Source organism: Planococcus sp. FY231025 (assembly GCF_052078085.1).
In the GTDB taxonomy this organism is placed as follows: Bacteria; Bacillota; Bacilli; order Bacillales_A; family Planococcaceae; genus Planococcus.
On sequence record NZ_JBQJJG010000008.1, the window covers coordinates 285,386 to 310,145 of the forward strand.

Sequence of the window (24,760 nt, forward strand, 5' to 3'; positions counted from 1 at the left end):
AATCGGGAAGAAGCAGTGCCGGGGAAAGCCCTTCAGCGAAGGGCTCCCACGGCGCAAGCGCCTGATATTCTAAGGAGGAATTTTTTGTGGCAGAGATCAAAGTACCAGAATTAGCAGAATCGATTACTGAAGGAACGATTGCCCAGTGGCTCAAACAGCCAGGCGACACAGTGGAAAAAGGAGAATTCATCGTTGAACTGGAAACAGACAAAGTCAACGTTGAAGTAATTTCCGAAGAAGCCGGCGTTGTGCAGGAACTTTTGGCACAAGAAGGCGACACAGTAGAAGTCGGCCAAGTGATTGCCATCGTTGGCGAAGGGTCAGGCGAAGCAGCAGCACCGGCTCCGAAAGCGGAAGAAGCAGCACCAGCTGCAGAACCTGCGAAAACAGAAGCACCAGCAACAATGGAAGCTGTTGAAGAAGCACCGGCTGCTGAAGAGCAGTCTGCTACTGACCGCACGATCGCCAGCCCAGCTGCACGCAAATTGGCGCGCGAAAAAGGCATCGACTTGGCAGCTATCTCGCCAGTAGACCCAATGGGCCGTGTACGCGTCCAAGACGTTGAAGCACATGCGTCTAAGCCGGCTGCAAGCGCACCGCAAGCAGCTGCACCTTCAGCACCTAAAGCAGCGGCAGCGCCGTCTTCAGACGAAGAAAGCGGCCGCATTGTGCGTGAGAAAATGTCACGCCGCCGCCAGACAATCGCGAAGCGTCTGCTTGAAGTGAAACAATCGACTGCCATGTTGACGACATTCAACGAAATCGACATGACGAACGTAATGGCACTTAGAAGCCGCAAAAAAGACAAGTTCCAGGAAGACCATAACGGAACGCGCCTTGGCTTCATGTCATTCTTCACAAAAGCTGTTACAGCTGCCTTGAAAAAATATCCATACGTCAACGCTGAACTTGACGGCACTGACGTCTTGCTGAAGCAATTCTTTGATGTAGGGATTGCCGTATCGACTGAGGAAGGCCTAGTTGTTCCAATCGTCCGCGATACAGACAAGAAGAACTTTGCAGAAATCGAAGCGAGCATCGCTGACCTTGCGAAAAAAGCACGCGACAAAAAGCTTTCGATTGCCGACATGACAGGTGGTTCATTCACCATCACTAACGGCGGTGTATTCGGTTCATTGATGTCGACACCGATCTTGAATGGTACACAAGTCGGAATCCTGGGCATGCACACCATCCAGAAACGTCCGGTAGCAATCGGCGATTCAATCGAAATCCGTCCGATGATGTATGTGGCTCTTTCTTACGACCACCGCGTAATCGACGGCAGCGATTCTGTTGGATTCCTGAAAATGGTCAAAGACTTGATCGAAAACCCAGAAGACCTTTTGCTTGAAAGCTAATCCATATTTATCCTAGCAGCCCTGCTTAGCAGGGCTGTTTTTTTTATTTTTGATAAATCGTTTCGAGAGACGGTGAATTAAGAATTCGTAATAACCGATATTCCGCAAAACAGCTGGCTTGCCGCGGGCTCGCGCTGAGCTAACTCGGGCTAAACGCCCGAGTTAGCTCAGCACTTCGCTGTTCCCGCAGGCGTCTGCGCTGTTTTGCTCCATATCTTGGACAGTATTGCTAAAGAAGTGAGCTCATCCGTTTTCAATAATCTATCACAGCGCCGGCGCGTCCACGGGCTAGGCGAAGCAATGAGACGAGTGGTCTTCTCGGCTCATGGCGAGAGCCATGCCCAAAGCGCCGAAGCGGCATATCAACATTCTCTTTATTACTTCACCGTATCCCGAAACGTAGAATGACCGATAAGCTCAATTTTCGGCTTCTTTTAAAGGGAGAATTTAAGCAGCTATTGTTCCAAAGGTTTCCAGCGTTGCAGGCGATGGCCTTTTTTGTCATGATAGAAGAAAGACAAGAAGGCGGTCGACGGCGATGGATTTATCCTTTTTCATGGATCTGGTAAAGGAATACGGCTATGTCAGCATGTTCATCTTCAACTGGCTGCTGCTTTTCGGCATGCCGATTCCGAACGAAGTGGCTGCCGCCTTTTCAGGAGTCCTGACTGAAATCAGCTATTTCAAGCCGGTCTACGCTTTCTTATCCGCCTACCTAGGCTTGATCACCAGCAATACATTCGCTTATTTCATCGGCCGTGTACTTGGCGAGCGGCTGCTGCACCGTCTGGAGAAGACCCGGCTGAAAGGGGCGATCGGCCGGTTTTCCGTGTTCTTGGAGAAGCACGGGAAATGGGCGATTGCATTCAGCTTCTTTTTTCCAGGGGTCCGCTGGGCGATGCCCTATGTCGTGGGAGCGAACCGCTACCCGTTTATGCAATACGCCCTGTTCGCTTATTCCGCCGGATTTGTCTGGATGTTCATTTATTTCAATATCGGCCGGATGTTTCCATATGCCTATGAGACGATTCTCAGCCACCTTCAAGGCTTCCTGCTAACGCTGTCTGCCGCCATCGTACTAGTGGTGGCCGGCCGCATCTTTTATAAAACGAAGCATCAAAAGCGCTAGGCGGGTTTGAAATTTTCGTTTGTTTTCCTTATACTGAAAAGTATAGACATATTTGAAAAGGATGAGGACTGTGATTCACAACGAATGGCTCACGAAAGAAACAATCCGGACCGTAACATGCAGGCATACCGAAGCGGCGAAGTTTTTGGTGTCGAACGTGCTGACAGCCGGGAAAACCTATGAAGTGAAAAATGAAACCGAAGAATTCATCTTTGTCGTGGACAACACAGGCAAAGTCGGCGGATTCTATAAGACTTATTTCGAATAAGGCCCGTATGTGCGGCCGCAACAACAGGTATACAAAAGAAAGGACCGATGCGCATTCATCGGTTTTTTATTTTTCCATGGAAAGAGGGAAGCCAAATGGCATTTATAGAAGAAGACATCCAAAGCAGAAAATCCCGCAGCCACGGCGAATTTGAGAAGCTGATAGCAACAGGCGGCTATATTCCGCCGGATGAAACGCTTTGGGAGGACATCCTGTCGGCAGTGGTGCTCCGCAAACCCGTTCTGCTGAAAGGGCCGACAGGTGCGGGCAAGACCAAGCTGGCAGAAAGCATATCGGCGCTTTGCCGACAGCCGCTTCAAAGCATTAATTGTTCGGTCGATCTGGATGCTGAAGCACTGCTGGGATTCAAGACATTGGTCCAGCAGGGAGGGGAAAGCCGGATAGAGTTTATCGAAGGTCCGGTCGTGACAGCGATGAAGCAGGGGCATCTCCTCTACATTGATGAAATCAATATGGCCAAGCCGGAAACCTTGCCGATTCTCCATAGCGCCTTGGACCATCGCCGCATGATGACCAACCCGTTCACAGGGGAAGTGATCCTGGCGCACGAGGATTTCGGTGTTATTGCGGCCATCAACGAAGGCTATATCGGGACAGCACCGATGAATGAAGCTTTAAAAAACCGATTTATCGCGTATCCGGTCCCCTATTTGACTGGCAGGCAGCTGCAGGAATTATGGGAGCGCGAGTACCCCGGCGCTTCTCCGGAATTGAAATCTTTCATGCTGAATCTGGCAGCCGATCTGATGAAACAAGTGGAAAACGGCTTGTTGTCGGAAGAAGCGGCATCGATCCGCAGTTTGCTGGACGCCACTGCATTGGCGCAGCATATGGATCCGATGCGGGCAGTCCGCTACGCGATTGCCGAAAAACTGGAAGATGGAAGCGAACGGGAACTATTCATGGACTTAGCTGAAACTTGGAAAAAGTAGGTGGGGCAGATGGCTTCAGTCAACCGTTTTATCCAGTTCAATAACGAATCGATCGATACAAATTTGCTCCATAGCATGGAGATGCTGGCCGGAGCACTGTCGGATGCGCCATATCTTAAGGTGACCACGCGTAAATTAGTGGAGTTCCGGCCATCTGAGGCCGCTATTTCCATCAGCGTCTTCTGGCGCCACCGTCCAAGGGAAATTGAACGCGCGGGGTATAAATCCGATATCTTCCTGATGGCAGCCGGCTACTGGCGGGATTTCAGCCTGCCGGCGTGGCGGCGCATCAAGAGCGCGCAGAGCAAGCTGCCCGAATTAAAGCAGCAGCTGCTCCTTTGTGCGGAGGAATTCCGCCTCAGCGAAAAAGTCAGCAGAGAGCGGCCGGGAACGAAACATGCGTTTTCCATCAGGGAAAAGGTATACACCGGCTATCACAAGGACCAATTCCGGCAGAACCGCCAAAAAGGGTTTCAGGCGGACGCATTCCTGAATGCTGCCTACCTCCGCCTGCGAGGGACAGAGCTTGGCGGGACGGAAGCATGGGAACCGCTGTTCCTTCTCTGGTCCAGGATATACGATGCCCGTTCAACCGCAGATTCAGCATATGTAGTGGAAAGCATGATGGACAGGCTCGAGTATCTCATTGATGAAGATATGGTGCACAGCTATTATACATTCGGTGAAGAACTGGAGGAGGCATCGCCGTACCGCTATCATGAGGGCATCGAAGCGGAAGACAGCGGTTCAGATGAAAAGATGGAGACGATCGAAGAGTGGTTTCAATCCTGGCACCGGGAAACCGAAACGTCAGAATCGGCTGCAATGGAGTTTGAACTCGAGCGCGGCGATTCTGGCTACGCAGAAGGCGGCCGGGAAGCGGAAGGCGCGGGCGAAGTGGAGTATACCGCCCAAGGCGATTCCGACGGAGAGCACAGGGAAGGCAATGACGCCGAAGACGAGCAGCGGGAAGGTGCACCGAAACAGGCAGGGAAAAAGTTCGGCTCAGCGAACAGCCAAGTCGTCTATACCGAAAGCCGGATCGTCGCTTCAGGGGATTCCAAGACACTCATCGATGCTTGGCGCAGGAAACAGGCCCCGCATGTCCGTGCGCTGCTTCAGGAGCTGAAAAAGCGGATGTCGCTTCGCAGGACCGGTGTCCGCACCAACCTGAACGCCGGCCGCTTGTCCCGCAATCTGCTGCCGCTGGTGCTCGAAGAGCGGCCCAAGCCGTTCTACCGGAAAACGGCGCCATCTAAGGAACTTGACGCGGTCTTTTGCCTTTTGATCGATGGATCGGCCTCGATGATCGACAAACTCGATGAGACGAAACAGGCGGTACTTTTGTTCCATGATGTGCTGCGCGGGCTTGGCGTCCCGCATGAAATCGTGCTGTTCTATGAAGATGCCTACGAGGCAAGCGATGCTGTGCAGCCGAATTATTTCCAATGGATGCACAAACTCGAAGACGGCAGCCGCGACCACGCAGCGGAAATCGTGGCGATGGAAGCGCATGAAGACAACCGGGACGGCTTTGCCATCCGGTGGATGAGCGACAGGCTGCATAAGCGGCCGGAAAAGCACCGCTTTTTGCTTGTATTCTCTGACGGCGAGCCTTCAGCATACAATTATGCAGAGAACGGCGTCGTCGATACGGCGGATGCCGTAGCCGAAGCGAGAAAAGGGAATATCGAAGTGCTGCATCTATTCCTAAGCAGCCACCCGATCACCGACGAGCAGGCTTCCTTCTACCGCATGATGTATGGAAATAAATCCGTCAGTGCGGATTCCCTTGAGCAATTTGTCGAGCAAACGCTGCGGCTTTTGAAACGGACGCTTCATCTGGTGATTCAGACGGGGTAGTCCGAACGGAGAGAAAACTTGAAACGGACTCCATGATCGCCTTTCATGGAGTGGAGGACAGCCAAGCGCCCTTTGCCTAAGCAAAGGGCGCTTCTAGTGGATTTTTGAGAGGCTCGAATTTCCAGAAAACGGGTTTACTTTCCTTTCAATTGCGAATACTTTCCTTCTCGCCCCGAATACTTTCCTTCCCAAGCGAAATACTTTCCAGGGGCTGATAAAACATAAAAATCCCCGCAAGCTTCGATGAGCTTGCGGGGATTTCATTTTAATATCTGTGCCCTTCACGGTCATCCTGGATCGACAACAGGCGCTGCTTCAAGTCTTCTTCCATGCGGCCGATTTCAATTTCGGCCGCTTTGCGGTTTTTGCGACCTTCCGCTTGGATGCGGAGCGTCTCTTCGATGGTATTCAGCAAGTTCTCCTGAGTCTGCTTCAAGGTTTCGATTTCGACGATGCCGCGCTCATTCTCCTTGGCGGTCTCGATCGAATTCACTTTCAGCATTTCCGAGTTTTTGAGCAGCAGTTCATTGGTGGTCGCGGTCACTTGTTTCTGTGCTTCAACTGCTTTCATTTGGCGATTCAACGTCAATGCGATGGCAATCTGATTTTTCCAGAGCGGAATCGATGTCATGATCGAAGATTGGATCTTCTCTGCAAGCGTCTGGTTCGTCTGTTGGATCATACGGATTTGCGGTGCGCTTTGGATGGTAATCTGGCGCGATAGCTGCAGGTCATACAGGCGTTTTTCCAGGCGGTCGAGGAATTGTGCCATATCATTGACTTCCTGGTAGGCCATCTGGTCATTCGATTGTTCCGCTTTCTTCCGGAGCGCCGGGATTGTTTCTTGAAGGATTTCGTCCCGCTTCAATTCAGCTGCAGCGATATAGACATTCAGCGCCTGGAAGTAGGTCTTGTTCTGATCATAAAGCTGTTCGAGCATCTGGACGTCCTCAAGCAAGCCGCGTTTGGAATGGTCCAGCTGGATGCTGATGCGGTCCACCTGTGTGCTGAGCTTCTGGTATTTCGTCATCATTTCCTGGACCGACGATTTCGCTTTGGCGAAAATTTTTCGGAGGCCGCGTTTTTGCTGGGACAGCTCTTCCGGATTCAATTCTTTCAACTTCTTCATCAGGTCGTTCAAGACATCGCCGACCGGGCCGATATCCTTCGATTGCACATGGTCGAGCATTTTATGGGAAAACTGGCTCAATTGGTTCTGTGCATTGGCGCCGTAGGTCAGGATGGCTTCGTAGTTGCCGGCAGGAATCTGGCTCGCCAGTTCACGCGCTTTTTCCTGTTCTTCTTTTGTCAGCCGTTCCATCAGGGCAACCGGCCTTCCGTCTTCCTGTTTGGCTAAAGGCGCTTCTTTTGCAAGGGGCTCAATGCCGAAAGGGTTGCCGAGCAAATCATCCAGTTCACTTTGATTCGAGCGATTTTGTGTCATGGTCCACGTCTCCTTCATAATCGGTAGGGGTTTCTTCAAGCAAAATCTGTTCCTCGTTCTGTCCGACGGTCATGCGGGCGTAATCGAGTTCCATCCGCAGCTTTTCGACATCGGCCGACAGCACTTTCCTTAAGTCCCGTTCCATTACATCGTTCATTGAATGCAGCATTTCGCGGGTTTCCTGAAGAGCGATCTTCAATTCGATATCCTTCACCGGCTGGCCGATCAAGAGCGTGTATTTTTCGGTCAGTTCCAGGGCAGAATCCAGGTGGGAATAGAAAAACGGCTCTGCGGAATAAAACTTCCGGGGATGGAGCTGAACGAGCGAAACGATTTTATTGGCAAGGCGCACCATGTTCAATAATTGCTTGAACGAAGCGATGGAACGCACCCGGTAATAATAGCTTTGCAGCAATTTGATCTTTTTCTTGGCTTCCTTCACTTGGGCGCGGATATGCTTGAGTTCGCTCCGCGTCATGCCGAGCTTTTTGGAATCGGAAGAAAATTGGAATTGTTTCATAGTCGAGTTGCTGGCGATATAAGTACCTGCGGCGACTGCGCCGGATGCCACGATGCCGATTTCCGCACCCAAATAAAGAATGGGGAACATAGCGGTCATGATGGGCAAGCTGACGGTCTGCCGTTTGATGAATTTTTCAACAGGCTTCATGGAAAGACCTCCTTAACTCCTCTTTACATATACGTTCCAAATGGGGAAAAGTTTCATCTTCTCTCCCGTCTAGCTCCATTTTACAGGGTAGGGGAACCCTTTACAAACTTTGGGCCCGCCGGAAAAATGCCAAAACCGCTGGACAGAATCCAAAAGATTTGGCACAATGCTAAATAGGAAGAAAAATGGGAGTTGGTTGTGCTGCATGAGATCTTTTATATAAGAAGCTTTGATGAACCTTGGTGGATGCCCGAGGGATGGCAAGAGAACATCGTTAGCCGCAAAAAGTTCCCAAGCGCCGAACAAGCGGAGGAGAACTTTCATGAGGAGGCGCAAGCCTTAGCGTTGAAGTTCACGAAACAAAAAAGGGAAGGCCGCTCAATCGCTTTCTGGAATCCTGGGGATCTGGCATATTGCAGCAATTGCGAAGAAGACCTCCAAGTCTACCATGGACTCCTATGGCTGAAAGATGGCGAGTTTGTAAATTGAACTGAATTATCAGATTTCTCAATGCTTTATCAGTTAAAGAGAGGGATAAAATCCTATTTTACCTAGGTATCACTAATTTTAAAAAAGTATTTAGATTTATTTGACTTCTCATTTAGAATTGGTATAATAGACAAAAGAACTAAAGAATCCACCAGATACCGCTATTCACCTATTCAAAAAAGTGATCAGCTCGTGTTGGTACTTTTTTGAATATGTGAATTTTTTTTATGGAATTCCATATTGCAAATTTTTTATTTACAGGAGGTATACACATGCAAGGTACAGTAAAATGGTTCAACTCAGAAAAAGGTTTCGGTTTTATCGAAGTTGAAGGTGGAGACGACGTTTTTGTACACTTCTCAGCGATCCAAGGCGAAGGCTTCAAGACGCTTGACGAAGGGCAAAAAGTTGAATTTGAAGTAGAGGAAGGCAACCGCGGACCTCAAGCTACAAATGTAGTCAAAATCTAATTTCCAAGAGCTGCTCATCGCGAGCAGCTCTTTTTTTATTAACTAAATCTCCATGACGTCAAAAAAGTGCTACATATCAGGTGTAAAGACACGTTTAATCACAAAATAGTTTGAAAACTCTTTTAATCGCATGTAAATTTACTTCTTAAGAGGAAAATAAAAACAGATATAGTAGCCTATTTATTCTGAATACTCATACAGGTATTCTTTAGATACCCGTCACACAAGGACGGCAATTTAAAGGAGTGAACCTAAACATGAAAAAGAATAAATTGTTAACGTTAAGCTTGGCAGCTGCACTTGCGCTATCCGCGGCAACTGCGACTGTGTCCGCCTCTCCAAATGATGCCGTGCAAGAGAAGATCCACATAAACCAGAAAACCAAATCAGCCGACTTCATTTTTGGCAAATTGACAAACCCATCCCAAAAGGCTGCTAAAGAGATCGTCTTTACATACCTGGAGGACAAACAGGAGCTGTACAAAATTTCCGGCGGCGCTGCTGCCAATTTCAAAGTGCTTGAGCAATCGACCGATGAGCTAGGCATGGTCAACGTAAAACTCCAACAGACGTTCAAAGGAGTACCGGTCTTCGGGCATGTCCTGACTGCCCATGTCGACAAGAATGGTGTTTTGACAGCGCTTTCAGGATCGCTCGCTCCTGAATTGTTCAAGAAGAACTCCTTGAAGAAAGGTGCGACAGTAAAGCCTTCTGAAGCATCTGCGATTGCTTTGGCCGATTTGAAAGCGCAGATCAGTGAGGACGTTGAAGTGGATAAACAAGTAGGTCCTCAGCTGGCCGTTTATGTAAAAGACGGCGAAGCGAAATACGCCTACAGCACGGAGTTCCAATTCCTGCACCCGGAACCGGGCAACTATCAGTACTTCATTGATGCGAAAACAGGGGAAGTCCTGGATTCCTTCAACCAGATGCATGAAGCGAAGCCGACGAACGGCGTGACGGCTCCGACTGGCACAACGTCTACGGCTTCAGGCAAAGGGGTGCTGGGCGATACGAAATCGTTCACCACTTTGATCAACAGCAGCGGTTCGTACCTGGTCGACAAGACTCGCGGCGGCGGCATCTTCACGTATGATGCGAAAAACCGTACACGCACACCGGGTACGCTTTGGCTCGATGCTGACAATGTCTATAACGCAGCATATGATGCAGCAGCGGTCGATGCGCATGCTTATGCCGCTGAAACTTACGACTATTACAAAGAAGTCCATAACCGCAACAGCTATGACGGCAATGGCGCGCAATTGATTTCGACGGTCCACTACGGCCGCAGCTATAACAATGCATTCTGGAACGGTTCACAGATGGTTTACGGCGATGGGGACGGCGTCCAGTTCACCTCGCTTTCCGGCGGACTTGACGTCATCGCGCACGAATTGACGCACGCCGTGACGGATACGACGGCGGACCTGATTTACCAGAACGAATCCGGAGCGATCAACGAATCGATGTCGGATATTTTCGGAACCATCGTCGAGTATCATGCCAACAACAACCCGGATTGGCAGATCGGGGAAGACATCTATACACCAGGAACTGCGGGTGATGCCCTCCGTTCGATGGAGGATCCGACTTTGAACGGCGACCCGGATCATTACTCGAAACGCTATACGGGGACTGGCGATAACGGCGGCGTCCACATCAACTCGGGCATCAGCAACAAAGCGGCATACTTGCTGGCGAACGGCGGAACGCATTACGGAGTATCGGTAACGGGCATCGGCAATGCGAAAACGGCAGATATCTTCTACCGTACATTGACGCAATACTTGACGCCAAGCTCGAACTATAGCCATTACCGCATCTCTACAATCCAGGCTGCAACAGACCTCTACGGTGCAGCAAGCAGCGAAGTAGCCAGCGTTAAAGCGGCATTCTCAGCTGTTGGCGTTAACTAATTTGATAAATTAATGCAAGAGCCGCTCTTTTAGAGCGGCTCTGTAGGTTGTTGAGAAAGATATAAAATATTTGTCTCTTAATCGATATTCCGCAAAGCAGCTGCGTAAAACCCCTGTGCTCCTGCGCGCTATGCGCTCGTCGCAAAGAGATGGCTCAAACTTCCTTAGAGCCATCTCTTTGCCGCGGGCGAGCGCCAAGCCTCCTCAGTCGCTTACGCGACTTGCGGGGTCTCGGCTGTCTCGCTGTCCCGCAGGCAAGACTTACCCGAAGCCTGCAAGGGCAAGTCTTTGCGACGAAGCGCGCAGCGCTGCAACGGTTTTTCATGTCCCGAAGCTAGCGCAGCGATGCAGGGACAGGAGCAGTACGGTTTTCTCCGCTGTTTTGCTTCATATCTCAGATAGCTCTAGTAAAACGGATAAAGTTACCAGCTTTTAAAGAGCGAAACCAGCGCCGGCGCGTCAGGGGCTGGGCGAATCTATGAGTCGAGTGTCCTTCTCGGCTCATGGCGACGAGCTTGCGCAGGAGCAATCGTCTCTGCCCTTCCCAAAGCGGCCGAAGCGAGGTGAAAAGTTCATTCTTTATTAACTTATCTAAAGAAGGTTTCTCGACAGTTTAAAGACCCTCTCTTTTCTGTTGCGTAGGCATCTTTGTTTAATCTACCTATTAAAAGGGGTATAAATCAGAAACTGCTAATTTCATTAGTAGGATTTTTAGATGAGTAATTTTGACGCGGACTGCGTCAATGACAAAAGAGTCAGGGGGAAGTTAAATGACTGAAGCTAATGAGTATTTGAAAAAACCGCTTCCAAGCCAGAAGGAGCAGGAAGATTTTTACCAGAAACTGCGCGGTAAGATTCAGGACTGGCTGGACAAACGGCCGAACGGCGTCGGAAAAGTCAGCCAATATGTCTTGTTCGCCCCGGATTTCTTCCATTTGCTGACCCGCTTGATGCTTGACGGTCGGATCGACGGGAAGAGCAAGAGTTCGATTGGTGCCGGGATTCTTTATTTTATCGCCCCGATCGACTTTTTGCCGGAGATTCTGGTAGGTCCCGGAGGCTTCCTGGATGACGTGGTGGTGGCTGTCTTTATCATCAATACGCTGTTGAACAAATTCCCGGCAGAGGTTATCGAAGAGCATTGGGCAGGGGACAAAGAGTTGCTGTCGGTTGTCCGGAACATTTCGAATTCCGGCAATAAATTCGTCTCCAAACTGCCGGCAGGACGCCTCGTGAAACGTTTCATGAAATAAAAAATCAGCCCGTTTCTCAATTTTTGAGAAGAGGGCTGTTTTTATTGCAGGCACGGGAATGAAGCCGCATAAAAAACCGCAGCTCTGTATTGAGCTGCGGCGGAAATCGAGTCTTTTAGTTCAAGATGCCTTGAGCTTCTTTCCACTCAAGGAATTCATCATAGGTCAATTGCTTGTCCAAGATGCTGCCGTCTTCGCGGATTTCAATCACGCGGTTGGCAACTGTCTGGATAAACTGATGGTCATGTGAAGTGAAGACCATGGCGCCTTTGAATGCGATCATGCCGTTATTCAGAGCCTGGATCGATTCCAAGTCCAAGTGGTTGGTCGGTTCATCCAAAAGCAGGACGTTGGCATGCGATAACATCATTTTTGATAACATGCAGCGCACTTTTTCTCCTCCTGAAAGGACAGAAGGTTTCTTTTTCACTTCTTCGCCGGAGAACAGCATTCTGCCGAGGAAGCCGCGAAGGAACGTTTCGCTTTCGTCTTCCGGTGAATACTGGCGCAGCCAATCCACCAGGGATTGCTCGCTGCCTTCAAAGTAAGCCGAGTTGTCGATCGGCAAGTAAGCGCGTGAAGTGGTAACACCCCAGCGGATCAAGCCTTCAGCAGGCTCGTCTTCTTCAGCCAGGATGCGGAGAAGCGCCGATTTTGCAAGCGGATCGCCGATCAGGACGATTTTGTCGTCTTTGTTCATATTAAAATTGATGTTGTTCAATAATTTATTGCCATCAACGGTCTGGCTTAGGTCTTTCACTGTCAGCACGTCGTTGCCGATTTCGCGGCCGATCGTGAAGTTGACGAACGGATATTTCCGGGAAGAAGGGCGGATATCGTCCAACTCGATTTTATCGAGCATTTTCTTCCGGGACGTCGCTTGCTTCGATTTGGAAGCATTCGCAGAGAACCGGGCGATGAACGCTTGAAGTTCTTTGATCTTCTCTTCTTTTTTCGCATTCTGGTCGCCTGCAAGACGGGTCGCCAATTGGCTGGATTCGTACCAGAAGTCATAGTTCCCTACATACAGCTGGATTTTCCCGAAGTCAAGGTCGGCAATATGTGTACATACTTTGTTCAAGAAGTGGCGGTCATGCGAAACGACAATGACCGTGTTGTCGAAATTGATCAGGAATTCTTCCAGCCACTGGATGGCTTTCAAGTCCAAGTGGTTGGTCGGCTCATCCAGAAGAAGGACATCCGGTTTGCCGAACAAGGCTTGTGCGAGTAGCACTTTCACTTTGTCGGAACCCGAGAGTTCTGCCATTTTCTTGTCATGCAGCTCTTCGGAAATTCCAAGGCCCTGCAATAGGATTGCCGCTTCGGATTCCGCTTCCCATCCGTTCAGCTCGGCAAACTCGCCTTCAAGTTCAGCAGCGCGCATGCCGTCTTCATCTGAGAAATCCTCTTTCATATAGATGGCATTTTTTTCAGACATGATTTCGTACAATTTCTTATGGCCCATGATCACGGTTTCTAGAACCGGGTATTCTTCGTATTCAAAGTGGTCCTGTTTCAGGACGGCCAGCCGCTCGCCGGATCCCATGTAGACATTGCCGGATTGAGCTTCAAGTTCACCTGAAAGGATCTTGATGAACGTCGATTTACCGGCGCCGTTCGCGCCGATGAGTCCGTAGCAATTGCCGGGGTTGAATTGGATATTGACGTCTTCAAATAGTTTGCGGTCACCAAAGCGAAGACTTACATCATTTACTGCTATCATTTTCTTCGTACCTCCCAAATTTCACAATAAGATGAGTATACCATGAAACGCACCCAAATCGATAGCATTCAAACGCAGTCTAAGATAAACTTAATGCATTGAGGCGTTTTGCTTATGTTTTCGTTCCTTGTAAGCTTCAAGAAGTCCAAGATCTTTATTTAAAAGGTATTCCATTCGAACATAATCCCGCCGCGTAGGAATGTGGTCTTTCGTCAGCCCTTTCATTGAAAAGATGAAATAATAGCCGCCGATTTGCCGGAACAACACCACCACATGCGGGAATTCATCAAAGATCGCTTTGATGTTATAGCGTTTCGCATAGCTCCAGTTCACGAGTTTCATAAAGTCAGCCCGCCTTTCATTTCCATTTTAATGAATCGGGGCGGGGAACACAAGTTTGTGTACATAGCAGAAAAAGGGGAATAAAAATATGGGATCCAAAGGCAAGAAATCCGCACTCGGAGTGATGGTGATCGCCATCCTGTTCGTATCGCTGAATCTGCGGCCGGCCATATCATCGGTCGGTCCGCTATTGGAGACGATCCGCAGCGATCTTTCGCTTAGCAATAGCGAAATCAGTCTGCTGACATCGATTCCGGTGTTCTGCATGGGCCTTTTCGCTCCGCTGGCGATTGTGTTCAACCGGAGGATCGGCATGAAGCGGAGCATCACGGTCTTGATCGCGGCAATCGGTCTTTTGACAGCCCTGCGCGGCGTTGTGCCGGTGTATCCGGTGCTGTTGGCCAGTTCGTTTTTCATCGGCTTGGCGATTGCCGTGATCAGTCCGCTATTGTCCGCACTGATCAAGCGCAACTTCCCGACTCGCACCGCTTCGCTGATCGGTGTCTATTCATTCGGCATGGGTGCGGGGGCCACGCTTGCCTCCGGCCTGACCGGCGTCTTTTATGCCGCTTTTGACTGGCCGCTTGCGCTCGCGAGCTGGAGTGTCCTCGCGCTTTTTGCCATCGTGCTGTGGCAGCGGATTGAACAGCCTGCGGAAGAAGAGGCAGACCTCGAGAAAACCGCCGCCGTATCGCCATGGCGCAACCGCCGGGCGTGGCTGATGCTGCTGTTTTTCGGTTTCCAGTCAGCGCTGTTTTTCTCGCTGATTACGTGGCTTGCTCCGATCGCCATAGAAAGGGGCATGGACGTGCTGACCGCCGGAGCAGTTTTGACCGTCATGACTGCCGTCCAACTGGTCGGGAATTTATCGATTCCTGCATTGCTCTCCAAATTTCCGAGCCGTTTGCTATGGACGCTGGTGTCGCTTGCATCCGGTGCATCGGGACTCATTTTGCTCATTGCGGGAGGGGCAGGGACGATCTGGCTTTCTGCAGTCTTTCTCGGCATCATGCTCGGCGGGCTTTTCCCGATTGCGCTTTTGATGCCGCTTGATGAAAACAAGCGGGCGGACGATGTCAACAGCTGGACGGCAATGATCCAGTCGGGGGGCTATATCATATCAAGCGCCATGCCATTCTTCATCGGTTTCTTATACGATACATATGGCAGCCACGACATCACGCTGCTGCTTTTGCTGGGCTATATCGGCATACTCGCCGTACTGGCCGTTATACTGAATAAAAAACAACCTGCAAGGAGCCTTCCATGATACGAATACAAGCTGTAAACCAACAAAACGAAGTTGTCATCGATCCGCCTTTGGAAGAGCTGGCGGACATGAAATGGCAATGGGTCGACTTCAATATTCCGACGCCGGATGAAATCAGCCTTCTCGGCAGCCATTTCCGGTTCCATCCGCTGGCCATCGAAGACTGCATCCATTCGCTCCAGCGTCCGAAACTGGAATACTACGACAATACGACATTCATGGTCATGCACTCCCTGACAGCGGAAGACCTCGAAGCGAATGAAGTCGACTTTTTCCTCGGAGAGAATTTCATCGTGACGTTCCATTTCGAAGATCTTGATGAAGTCAATTATGCATGGGATTATTTCCTCCATCTGGACAAAACAGACCATCTGAAACCGCTGGAAGTGGCTTATAAGATCATGGATGAAATGGTCGATGCATTTTTCCCGCTCGTGGAGACACTTGAAGACCGGCTTGCATCCATCGAAGGTTCCGAACGGATCAAAAAAGCCGACAAATCAATCATGGAAGACACATTCGAAGTGCGCCGCCGGCTCTTGAAGCTTCGCCAGATCGTGGTGCCGACAAGGGATTTGGTATACCGGATCCTTGAATCGAAACGGTTCATTTTCCAGGAACAGAAACGGGCGTATTTCCAGGATGTCCATGACCATCTCATCAAACTCAGCAACATGATCGATTCCAACCGGGAATTGGCAACTGACATCCGCGACAACTACATATCGCTAAACTCCTACCGCATGAACAACATCATGAAGACGCTGACGGTCATCACCGTCATCTTCATGCCGCTGACCTTCATTGCCGGCGTTTACGGCATGAATTTCGTCAATATGCCGGAACTGAGGGCCGAAAACGGCTATTTCACCGTCCTTGCCATCATGCTCATACTCGGCATCGGCATGACGGCCTGGTTCAAATGGAAAGGCTGGTTCGACAACGATTAATATATGGAAAGAAGGCATATGTGCACATGAACAATTACCATACAATCCTTTTTGACATCGACGACACCTTGATGGATTTCAAGCTATCCGAAAAAGCGGCGCTGCACAATGCTTTTTCCGACCACGGGATGCCGACAGGTTTTTCCGATTATCATGCCAGCTACCGGAAAATCAGTTCTGTGCTTTGGAATGACTTGGAGCAGGGCAGGATTGCCCTGCGGGAACTGGGCGTCGAACGCTTCAAACGGCTGTTCCGCGAACACAAGCTCGATATCAGTGCAGACGCCTTCAGCAAAGCCTATCTCGATTATCTCGGAAAAGAGACGCATCTCATGCCGGGAGCAGAAGAGCTGATCAGCAGCCTGTCGCATTGCCGGCTGGCAGTCATTACGAATGGATTCGGCAGCGTCCAAAAAGAGCGGATTCTTAATTCGCCGATGGAAGGGCGGTTCGAGCACGTCATCATCTCGGAAGAAACAGGTTTCCAGAAACCGGACGCTGGCATCTTCGACCATGCCTTCAAAAAACTCGGCCTTTCGGAAAAAGATTCGGTGCTGATTGTCGGGGATTCGCTTACATCCGATATACAAGGCGGAGCGGATTACGGCATTGACACCTGCTGGTTCAATCCGTTCGGAAAAGAGAACCACGCCGGGGTCCATCCGACGTATGAAATCAGGGACCTGATCGACTTGGTGCCGATTGTCAATGGACACCGTTAAGCACAACTGAGGAGGGGCTGTCCTAGAAGGGCTGCAGTTCATTGCGGCGGACGCTTTCAGCGGGTTCGCTGGCCCGCTGGCAAAACTGATGCTCCTTTCTCTGCATTGCACCTGCATCGCTACGCTAGCTTCAGTGCATGAAAAACCGTCGCTGCGCTAGCTTCGAGACATGAAATGGCGTTGCATCGCTTCGCTGCTTCGTCGCAAGCAAATTGTCCGAAGTGCCTTCGCCCAACTTGCTCGCCGCCTCCATTCCCAACAGCCGTTTACAGAATATAGAAAAACCAAAGGAGAAAAAGCGTGGCTTTTTCTCCTTTGGTTTTCAGTTTTGGACTTTTTGGACAGCTCCTTTAAAGGGAAGCTGCTCGGCTGAGGGGATTTAATTTTTCACGCTGTTTTCGTCCCATACGGAATCCAGGAATTCATCTCGGCCTGATGCGGCCCGGTCTTTCTTGTAATGGTCCGGGTTTTTCTTATAATAGTCCTGGTGGTACTCTTCGGCCGGATAAAACGGTCCGGCATCGAGGATTTCCGTGTTGACCGGCTTGTTATAGCGGCCGCTTGCATCGAGGTCCCGCTTGGACTGTTCCGCCAGTTCGCGCTGCGTTTCGCTATGGACGAAGATGGCAGGGCGGTATGAAGGGCCGCGGTCCTGGAATTGGCCTTCGTTGTCGGTAGGATCGATCTGCTGCCAGAAGATATCGAGCAGCTGCTCGTACGGAAATACCTCCGGCTGGAACGTGATTTCGACCACTTCCAGATGTCCGGTCGTGCCGGATTTTACTTGTTCATATGTGGGGTTTTCGACGTGGCCGCCGCTGTAGCCGGAAATGACGCTGTCGATGCCGTCAAACTGGTCGAACGGTTTGACCATGCACCAGAAGCAGCCGCCTGCAAATGTCGCTTTTTGGGTCATAGGTGGGTTTGCTCCTCTCGAGTGGAATAGAAAAATCTTACCACTCCCCCTGTTTCCAGACAATAAATATGATTATAATGGGATTGCAGAAACTTCTTCTAGGGAAATAGCGTCCAATGTAAAGCAAGATGCAGAAAGGAATGTGTATAGTATGGAAGAAGAACTACAGCCAGCCAGAAGGGAACGGCGCAAAAAAAAGCGGTTCCGGTTCCGGGGCATCGTACTGCTGCTGCTTTTAGCAGTGATAGCAGTGGGAATTTATGTGTTTTTGCAATTTCAAAGCGGATATAAGCTAGCTGAAAATACAGAGCAACCAACTTTGGAGTTCGACGGGGACCCGGAAAACGGGGATTTCCAGAACATCCTGATTATCGGTGTAGATTCACGGGGTGAAGAACAGTCCCGTTCGGATACCATGATGCTGATGTCGCATAACAAAAATACGGACGAAATCAAATTAACATCGTTCATGCGCGACATTTACGCCGACATCCCGGGCTATCAATCGTATAAACTGAATACGGCTTATTACTTGGGCGGCGCGAACTTGCTGGCGGACACGCTGCGGGCAATGTTCGGCCTGGAGATCCATCATGTTGCCATGATCGATTTTGCGAATTTTGAACACATGGTCGATATAGCGGCGCCGGACGGCGTGGAAATCGACGTTGAAAAAGACATGTCCGAAAAAATCGGTGTTTCATTGAAACAAGGCGTCCATACGCTGAACGGCAAGGAACTTCTAGGTTATGCGCGGTTCCGTGCTGACAGCGAAGGCGATTTCGGGCGTGTACGCCGCCAGCAGCAAGTGGTTGCTGCGCTGAAAGACGAGCTGATCAATGTATCGGCAATCCCGAAATATCCGAAACTGGCAGGAGCGGTCCAAGGCTACGTCCAAACAGACTTGCCGGCAACAGAAGGCGCGAAACTGGCCATTGAACTCGCTAAAGGCGGAAAAAGCGACATCGGCCGCCTGACTGTCCCTGTTGAAGGAAGCTACTGGGACGCCCGATATCCGGATGCCGGTGCTGTCCTCGAAATCGATATCGAAGAGAACCGCCAAGCGCTGGCTGAATTTTTGTCACAACCACTCCATTAAGCAGACCTGAACTTATGCTACTATAGAAGTAGTTCATATTTTTCTGAAAGTGGGAGATTTGGTGGAACCCGAAAAACAGTCGCTTTTCTCGACAAATTTCATCCGTTTCCTAGGCGGAACGAACACCTTGTTTACACTGACGGCGCTTGTATTGCTTGGGCTCGTCATCTTCATCTTCCGGGAAGTGTCATTCATCTTCAATCCGCTCAGCGTCTTCATGAAGACGGTGGTGCTGCCGGTCGTCCTGGCGCTCATTTTCTATTATCTGCTGCGTCCTGTTCTGCGGCTGCTTGAAGAAGCGAAAATCCCGCGGCTTTGGGGAATCCTGCTGATTTTCCTAGGGGTCATCGGCTTGATCACTTTGCTGATCGTCCTGGTGCTGCCTTTCCTCCGGGAGCAGTTCCAAAAGCTGATCATGGAATTCCCGGATTACTTCATGCAATTGCTGACCAACCTGGACGCTTTTCTACGGACGTCCATTGTCGGCGACTATTACCGGGGATCAAGTTTTGATATTGAGCAATTGATCGCCACCTTGCCGGCGAATGTTGCCGACACGCTCCAGGCAACAATTGCCAGCATCATCACCGGAATCACCGGTTTCATTTCGACCATCACAAGCGTCATCCTGTCGATTGTCATCGTGCCGTTCATCCTCTTTTATTTGCTGAAGGACGGCGAGAAGCTGCCGGAGTATTTTGTGAAGCTCCTGCCACCAAGATTCCGTGACGACACGAGGGAAGTGCTCGGCGAAGCGGACCGGCAGCTGGGTGCCTATATCCAGGGCCAGATCATCGTGGCATTTTGCATCGGCGTCATGGTCTATATCGGCTTTTTGATCATCGGAATGGATTACGCACTCCTGCTTGGCGTCCTGGCGATGGTCACAAGCGTGGTGCCGTATCTCGGGCCGGCGATTGCCATAACGCCGGCGGCGATTATCGCGCTCGTGACTTCACCATTCATGCTCGTGAAGCTGGCAATCGTCTGGACCGTGGTCCAGCTCGTTGAAGGGAACCTCATCTCACCGCAGGTGATGGGGAAGACTTTGTTCATCCATCCGGTCACGATCATCTTCGTATTGCTGACAGCGGGGTCGCTGTTCGGCATTGCCGGGGTCATTCTCGGCATCCCGATGTATGCACTCGCCCGTGTACTGATTTCGCATCTCTACAAATTGTTCAAACGGCGCTATAATAGACACGAGAGCAATCTTGAGAACCAATATGATTACACGGAGCTGCTTTGAGGGTTTAACAAGAATTCCATGGTGGTATAGGAAAATTACTATGATCTGGGGGTTTCCATTTTATGAATTTCAAAAAGTTTTTAAGTTCAATTGGAATCGGTTCGTTGACCGTTGAAACAGTGGTGGAGAGGCCGAACTTAAACGAAGGTGAAACGCTGAACGGCACGATTTACATCACAGGAGGCGACAGCGACCAGAAGATCGAATACGTCGAATTGCATGTCGTCAAGCAAATCGATGAAGTACGGGAAGACAGCGATTTCCAGCTAATCGAGAATGTCGTAGCAAAACAGTCGCTGGATTTTGTCAGCACGCTGAAATCGAAAGGATCGCTCATGCAGCAATTCGAAATCGTGCCTGACGAGCGCTGGATTGTGGAAAATACGAAAACGAAGCTGCTGCTCCGAACGATTGTCCATGTGGACAATGGGGTGGATGCTGTGGACGAAGACGAATTCACCTATAGCGTTTCAGCGCTCTAAACTGAAAAAAGCGACAGCCGGATTGACTCCAATCCGGCTGTCGCTTTTTTTATATGGGCCGTGAAGCGGCCGTTATCCATGCCACCGGAAGTCGTAAAGCAGCTTTGTGCACAGTACTTTGAACTCGCGTTCCGGATATGTGTTTGCCATCAAATTCAGCAAACGGGCACCGGTTTCCGCAGCAGCTTCGAACGAACTGTAAAATCCGGAATTGAGGCCTTTGGAATACATGAACGGGGAAGAAGGTGAGTTCTTTGAAAATAAAAATATTATGTATACTTCTTTTTTCGATGCGCCAGCATAGACAGATGGTTCAATGAGCAGTTCGTTGTCCGGGAAGTAACAGATTTTATCCGGCAAAATGACACCGACCCGCTTCATGGCCCAAAGGTGGGTATAGCCTTCATGGATTTCTGCGAAAGCACGGGCCATCATTTGGCCGAAATCCCGTTCGAACATCACAAAGGGATCTTGGCGATTGGTCATATAAGCCAGATAAACCCGGTCATCCTTTTCGTCGAGCAAGTCCCATTCAATCATGCCGATGCCTCCTTGCTGATAGAAAAAAGTGCTTGCTTGATGTATACCCGTTTCGGCAGAACCGAAATCATGAAGAGAAACAGCCGTCTGGCTGCGGAAAATCAATAAAAAGATATAAATGTACATAATTACATAAGGTAAATATTCTAAAAAACAAAGACCGTAACAAGAAAAAAACAAAGATGAAACAAAAAACCGCGTTCCCGGAAACTAGCGGCCGGGAAGCGGCTGAAAACTATTGAGAAATCAAAACCGGAGGTATTCCATTGCACTCATCCATCAAGATAAATTCCGCCTAAGCAGCTGCTGGCCAATACGATTAGAAAGAGCAGGGCCAGCCAGAAATCGTTCCTTCCTACATGGACAGGGCGGTAATAAGCTTTCCGCCGCTCGCCCGTAAATCCTCTGGCTTCCATGGCAAACGCAGCGCGTTCTGCCTTCCGTACTGCGCCGGCAAGCATCGGGATGAGCAGACGGCGGAAGGCAGGCAACCTGTTCCCCCAATGGGGTTTGATTTGAGCGCCGCGTAGTCGGTGGGCTTCACGGATCTGGGTGAATTCCTCTTTCAATAGCGGCAAAAACTGATAGGCAACCATGACACTGTAAGCCAGTTTTGGCGAAAGCTTCATTTGCTGCATCAGGCTCATGATAAATTTCACCGGATCGGTCGTAAAAGCGAATAACAGCGACAAGCTGGAGAAAGACAGGACGCGAACGGACAACGACAAAGCCGTTTCCCATTGCTCTTTGGCCACCTCGAACCCGGCAATAGAGAAGTACACCTCATCTTGAATTCCTACCCCGAAGATGACCGCAGTCCAAAGATAGCCGAATGCTGCAAAAGCGAAAGGCAGCATGAAGAGCATCCACTTTTTCCATGAAATCCGGCTAAAGAGCACCTGCAAAAGAAGGATGCCGACCCAGAATAGGAATGGCGTCCAGGGATTGAAAAAGAAGGCAATTACGAGCATCGATGCTGCCACAAGGACAAACTTCACCGACGGGTTCATTTCATGCAAAAGATCTTGCATGCTGCACCATTCCTTTCGGTTGTATCAGCTGATGCGCCTGCATTAGCGAATCATCCGCCCAGACCCGCTCGGCAGGAAATTTCCCGCTCAGCATCCCATCTTTGATAAGCAAAACCGAATCTGCAATCCCCGCTGCAAATCCCATGTCATGGGTGACGATCAAAACCGTGGCACCCTCCTGGACGCGTTCACGGATCAAGGTAGAGAGTTCCATAAGCGCTGCGAGGTCTTGCCCGGAAGTTGGCTCGTCCATTAACAGCACGTCCCGCTTGTCAGCGAGCATCGCGCCAATGGCGACACGCCGTTTTTGTCCGTGGCTCACCGAGAACGGATGATTGCCCTTGATATCCGTCAAGCGGAGCCGTTCCATCAGCTCTTCCACTTCTGTCTGTGTGGAGGCTCCGGAAAAAGCGAGCTCAGCCTCTATGGAGGATTCAATGAATAAAAACTCGGGTGATTGGGGCACATAACCCACTTTCTGTGCGTTGATCCGGCCGCCCGTTAAAGGAGTGATCCCGCACAACGCTTTTAAGAGAGTGGTCTTCCCGCTGCCATTCGGACCGGCGATGACCACCACTTCGCCGCGTGCCGCTTCAAAGGAAAGGGGAGCTAAAAGCAGCCGGCCTTCTTTTTTTACTGAAATCGCTTCGGCCTTTAGCGCCGGCACATCTTCATAAACGGAGGGCCGCACAGGAAAGGAATAGGGCGGTCTCGTTCGGAAAGGGACGTCTGCGATGAGTGCGCCATTGCTGTCCAAAACAATTTCCCGGTTGAAAAAAGTTTCCCATAATTCCAGCCGGTGTTCGACCGCTACGACAGTCAGCCCTTGCCTTTTCTGAAGAACGGAAAGCCAGTCGACGAATTGCTTGGCAGTGAAAGGATCGAGGTGTGCAAGCGGTTCATCAAGCAGCAGTACTTCGGGTTCCATGATCAGCGCACAAGCCGTGGCCACCCGCTGTTTAATGCCGCCTGACAGCGATTGGATCACTGCATGGCGCAGTTCCACAAGGCCGGTCAATTCCAATACCCCAGCAATTCGCGCGTCCATGGCTTCAGCTGCGGCGGACAGATTCTCAAGAGTGAATGCCAGTTCCTCCTCGACCGTGCGCATGCAAAATTGGGAATCGGGATCCTGGAAGACCGTTGCGGTCCGGCGGTTGATTTCACCTGGTGCGTAGTCTTCGGCGGGTTTGTTGTACAGTTTGATGGAGCCGCCGAGAATTCCGTCGCAATTCGAAGGATAGAGGCGGTTCAGCAAGTACAGCAGCGTGCTTTTACCTGCACCGCTCGGACCGGTGATGACAACCCGTTCTCCTCTGAAAATTTCAAATGAAACCCCGTCGAGCGTCCGCTGTCCGGAATCGGGAAACCGGAAGTGGACATTATCGAGGGAAAAGACGGCATCATGCATTGGCGTCACCTTTATCTATACGGGCAATGGCATAGCCGCGAAGGGAACCGGTCGCCAGCAAGGCATCCGAGAGATACTTGCCGCCGATGCCAGCTATGATCATGCCGCTCAACACACGCAGCGTGAACATCCAGGCGACGAACGTCGGATCGAGCGCTGCATATCCCGAAACAAAAAAGCCATAAATAAAACTGAAGACGGCAGAACCTGCCCCTGCAAGCATCAGGACAGCCAAATTAAAATGCTTGTAGCCGGTCACAGCGAACGCTGCTTCCGCGCCAAGCCCTTGGATGACACCAGATAAAATCAGGCGAGGTCCGATGGCATTGCCAAGCAGCACTTCAATTGCCGCTGCCATGGTTTCAGACATCAAAGCTGCACCCGGCTTGCGGATGATGTACATGCAGATGATGGAGACGATAAACCAGATGCCAAACATCCACTCATACGCGATCGGGCCGATCATTCCGGCCCAGATATTTCCGACGTGGACAAACACCAAATAGACGATGCCAAAAACGATGGCAAAGAGCGACATCAAGACAATCTCTTTTAATTTCCAATCTTTAAGCATCGGCGCTACCTCCGTGCGATGGGCTGTTGACGCTCATCGAGATCGTCATCACAAGGTGGCGATGCTCTTCTGAGCGCGCATGGGTGAACGACTCTTCATAAAAGGCGAAGACATCGTGGATGTCGCCATGGATGCCGCTTGCGTAATGCATCGATTCATTGAACACGCCTTGGGCTTTGGCACGATCGATTTCCCGGTAGATGACTGCCATATAATCCGGATTGTTCATCGGGTATAAGGCGAACTGGGAAGAAACATACTGAGGGGTGGCGTCCTGATTAGGCAGCTCGTCGTCTTTCTCCAGATATACATCTCCCTCCGAGTCCCCCGGGCAGCCGATTGAAAACGTTCCGGAAAGCGCGACGTGTTCGCCGGTTTTTGCCGCATGGAGCACAATCGCCTTGGCCACGTTGAAAACCTGGTTCTGTTTTCCGCGGATGACGGTTGAGACGTCGTCCGTATGCATCCAGACATTTGAGGTGTCTGTCCCTTTTAACGCCCCTTTGATGATTTTGACAAAGTTCCCTGACATCGGGTGCAAAGAAAAACGGAATCCGACAATCGGGCTTGTGCCGCAGTGCATTGGTTGCATAAATCTATTCCTCCTTAAAAAAGTCCACAAAAAAGGCCGC

25 protein-coding genes are annotated in these 24,760 nt (G+C 50.4%); 15 read left to right on the top strand and 10 right to left on the bottom strand.

Annotated elements, in window-relative coordinates; genetic code table 11:
* Positions 1-86 precede the first annotated feature (86 nt).
* The 5 genes from odhB (at position 87) to ACTL32_RS13165 (ending at position 5,574) form a co-directional block, all read left to right on the top strand.
* Complete coding sequence (gene odhB / locus ACTL32_RS13145) at positions 87-1,361, top strand: 2-oxoglutarate dehydrogenase complex dihydrolipoyllysine-residue succinyltransferase (RefSeq protein ID WP_204892250.1); 1,275 nt, start codon at positions 87-89, stop codon at positions 1,359-1,361.
* 538 nt (positions 1,362-1,899) lie between these two features.
* Positions 1,900-2,490 (top strand): DedA family protein, encoded by a 591-nt coding sequence (locus ACTL32_RS13150; RefSeq protein WP_441341906.1) that lies wholly within the window; start codon positions 1,900-1,902, stop codon positions 2,488-2,490.
* 70 nt (positions 2,491-2,560) lie between these two features.
* The gene (locus ACTL32_RS13155) at positions 2,561-2,758 is read left to right on the top strand and encodes a DUF6501 family protein (RefSeq protein WP_441341907.1); all 198 of its coding nucleotides are present in this window, start codon (positions 2,561-2,563) and stop codon (positions 2,756-2,758) included.
* A gap of 95 nt (positions 2,759-2,853) precedes the next feature.
* The gene (locus ACTL32_RS13160; RefSeq protein WP_441341908.1) at positions 2,854-3,711 is read left to right on the top strand and encodes an AAA family ATPase; all 858 of its coding nucleotides are present in this window, start codon (positions 2,854-2,856) and stop codon (positions 3,709-3,711) included.
* Positions 3,712-3,720: 9 nt separating this feature from the next.
* Positions 3,721-5,574, top strand: a complete 1,854-nt coding sequence (locus ACTL32_RS13165) for a vWA domain-containing protein (protein ID WP_441341909.1) — start codon at positions 3,721-3,723, stop codon at positions 5,572-5,574.
* A gap of 265 nt (positions 5,575-5,839) precedes the next feature.
* Here ACTL32_RS13165 and ACTL32_RS13170 read toward each other — a convergent pair whose 3' ends face one another.
* The gene (locus ACTL32_RS13170; protein WP_441341910.1) at positions 5,840-7,018 is read right to left on the bottom strand and encodes a toxic anion resistance protein; all 1,179 of its coding nucleotides are present in this window, start codon (positions 7,016-7,018) and stop codon (positions 5,840-5,842) included.
* On the bottom strand, positions 6,990-7,688 hold the full coding sequence (locus ACTL32_RS13175; RefSeq protein WP_441341911.1) for a 5-bromo-4-chloroindolyl phosphate hydrolysis family protein: 699 nt from the start codon (positions 7,686-7,688) through the stop codon (positions 6,990-6,992). The genes ACTL32_RS13170 and ACTL32_RS13175 overlap by 29 nt, the downstream gene beginning before the upstream one ends.
* 198 nt (positions 7,689-7,886) lie before the next feature.
* Here ACTL32_RS13175 and ACTL32_RS13180 point away from each other — a divergent pair, with 198 nt between their 5' ends.
* The 4 genes from ACTL32_RS13180 (at position 7,887) to ACTL32_RS13195 (ending at position 11,819) form a co-directional block, all read left to right on the top strand.
* Entirely contained in the window at positions 7,887-8,177 is a 291-nt protein-coding gene (locus tag ACTL32_RS13180) for a DUF1033 family protein (protein ID WP_441341912.1), read from the top strand.
* A 272-nt stretch (positions 8,178-8,449) separates the two neighbouring features.
* On the top strand, positions 8,450-8,647 hold the full coding sequence (locus tag ACTL32_RS13185; RefSeq protein ID WP_135501373.1) for a cold-shock protein: 198 nt from the start codon (positions 8,450-8,452) through the stop codon (positions 8,645-8,647).
* A 257-nt stretch (positions 8,648-8,904) separates the two neighbouring features.
* Complete coding sequence (locus ACTL32_RS13190; protein WP_441341913.1) at positions 8,905-10,566, top strand: M4 family metallopeptidase; 1,662 nt, start codon at positions 8,905-8,907, stop codon at positions 10,564-10,566.
* A 770-nt stretch (positions 10,567-11,336) separates the two neighbouring features.
* Positions 11,337-11,819, top strand: coding sequence for a YkvA family protein (locus ACTL32_RS13195; RefSeq protein ID WP_204892241.1), 483 nt, complete (start codon positions 11,337-11,339; stop codon positions 11,817-11,819).
* A gap of 115 nt (positions 11,820-11,934) precedes the next feature.
* Here ACTL32_RS13195 and ACTL32_RS13200 read toward each other — a convergent pair whose 3' ends face one another.
* Positions 11,935-13,542 (bottom strand): ABC-F family ATP-binding cassette domain-containing protein, encoded by a 1,608-nt coding sequence (locus ACTL32_RS13200; RefSeq protein ID WP_441341914.1) that lies wholly within the window; start codon positions 13,540-13,542, stop codon positions 11,935-11,937.
* A gap of 90 nt (positions 13,543-13,632) precedes the next feature.
* On the bottom strand, positions 13,633-13,884 hold the full coding sequence (locus ACTL32_RS13205) for a hypothetical protein (RefSeq protein WP_204892233.1): 252 nt from the start codon (positions 13,882-13,884) through the stop codon (positions 13,633-13,635).
* A gap of 88 nt (positions 13,885-13,972) precedes the next feature.
* Between ACTL32_RS13205 and ACTL32_RS13210 the strand changes: the two genes are divergently transcribed.
* From ACTL32_RS13210 to ACTL32_RS13220, 3 genes are read left to right on the top strand one after another with little or no spacing between them, the layout of a single operon-like run.
* Positions 13,973-15,154: an MFS transporter gene (locus tag ACTL32_RS13210; protein ID WP_441341915.1), complete on the top strand. Its 1,182-nt coding sequence runs from the start codon at positions 13,973-13,975 to the stop codon at positions 15,152-15,154.
* Complete coding sequence (gene corA, locus ACTL32_RS13215) at positions 15,151-16,104, top strand: magnesium/cobalt transporter CorA (RefSeq protein ID WP_441341916.1); 954 nt, start codon at positions 15,151-15,153, stop codon at positions 16,102-16,104. The genes ACTL32_RS13210 and corA overlap by 4 nt, the downstream gene beginning before the upstream one ends.
* Positions 16,105-16,130: 26 nt before the next feature.
* Positions 16,131-16,826 carry a YjjG family noncanonical pyrimidine nucleotidase gene (locus ACTL32_RS13220; protein WP_441341917.1) on the top strand — a complete coding sequence of 232 codons (696 nt, stop codon included), beginning with the start codon at positions 16,131-16,133 and terminating at the stop codon, positions 16,824-16,826.
* 379 nt (positions 16,827-17,205) lie between these two features.
* Here the strand turns inward: ACTL32_RS13220 and msrA are convergent, their stop codons facing one another.
* Positions 17,206-17,742, bottom strand: a complete 537-nt coding sequence (gene msrA, locus ACTL32_RS13225) for a peptide-methionine (S)-S-oxide reductase MsrA (RefSeq protein ID WP_441341918.1) — start codon at positions 17,740-17,742, stop codon at positions 17,206-17,208.
* 151 nt (positions 17,743-17,893) lie between these two features.
* Between msrA and ACTL32_RS13230 the strand changes: the two genes are divergently transcribed.
* The 3 genes from ACTL32_RS13230 to ACTL32_RS13240 all read left to right on the top strand — a co-directional run bounded on the left by ACTL32_RS13230 (position 17,894) and on the right by ACTL32_RS13240 (position 20,572).
* On the top strand, positions 17,894-18,841 hold the full coding sequence (locus ACTL32_RS13230) for an LCP family protein (RefSeq protein WP_441341919.1): 948 nt from the start codon (positions 17,894-17,896) through the stop codon (positions 18,839-18,841).
* A gap of 61 nt (positions 18,842-18,902) precedes the next feature.
* Positions 18,903-20,090 (top strand): AI-2E family transporter, encoded by a 1,188-nt coding sequence (locus ACTL32_RS13235; RefSeq protein WP_441341920.1) that lies wholly within the window; start codon positions 18,903-18,905, stop codon positions 20,088-20,090.
* A 62-nt stretch (positions 20,091-20,152) separates the two neighbouring features.
* Complete coding sequence (locus ACTL32_RS13240; RefSeq protein WP_441341921.1) at positions 20,153-20,572, top strand: sporulation protein; 420 nt, start codon at positions 20,153-20,155, stop codon at positions 20,570-20,572.
* Between the two features lie 72 nt (positions 20,573-20,644).
* On the opposite strand, the gene ACTL32_RS13245 is transcribed toward ACTL32_RS13240, so the two are convergent.
* The 5 genes from ACTL32_RS13245 to ACTL32_RS13265 form a co-directional block, all read right to left on the bottom strand.
* Positions 20,645-21,112: a hypothetical protein gene (locus tag ACTL32_RS13245; RefSeq protein ID WP_441341922.1), complete on the bottom strand. Its 468-nt coding sequence runs from the start codon at positions 21,110-21,112 to the stop codon at positions 20,645-20,647.
* 272 nt (positions 21,113-21,384) lie between these two features.
* A complete protein-coding gene (locus ACTL32_RS13250; RefSeq protein ID WP_441341923.1) occupies positions 21,385-22,143 on the bottom strand; it encodes an energy-coupling factor transporter transmembrane component T family protein in 759 nt (252 codons plus the stop codon).
* On the bottom strand, positions 22,124-23,554 hold the full coding sequence (locus tag ACTL32_RS13255; protein ID WP_441341924.1) for an ABC transporter ATP-binding protein: 1,431 nt from the start codon (positions 23,552-23,554) through the stop codon (positions 22,124-22,126). The genes ACTL32_RS13250 and ACTL32_RS13255 overlap by 20 nt, the downstream gene beginning before the upstream one ends.
* Entirely contained in the window at positions 23,547-24,128 is a 582-nt protein-coding gene (locus ACTL32_RS13260) for an ECF transporter S component (protein ID WP_441341925.1), read from the bottom strand. The genes ACTL32_RS13255 and ACTL32_RS13260 overlap by 8 nt, the downstream gene beginning before the upstream one ends.
* The gene (locus tag ACTL32_RS13265) at positions 24,121-24,720 is read right to left on the bottom strand and encodes a YkoF family thiamine/hydroxymethylpyrimidine-binding protein (protein ID WP_441341926.1); all 600 of its coding nucleotides are present in this window, start codon (positions 24,718-24,720) and stop codon (positions 24,121-24,123) included. The genes ACTL32_RS13260 and ACTL32_RS13265 overlap by 8 nt, the downstream gene beginning before the upstream one ends.
* Between the last annotated feature and the right edge of the window lie 40 nt (positions 24,721-24,760).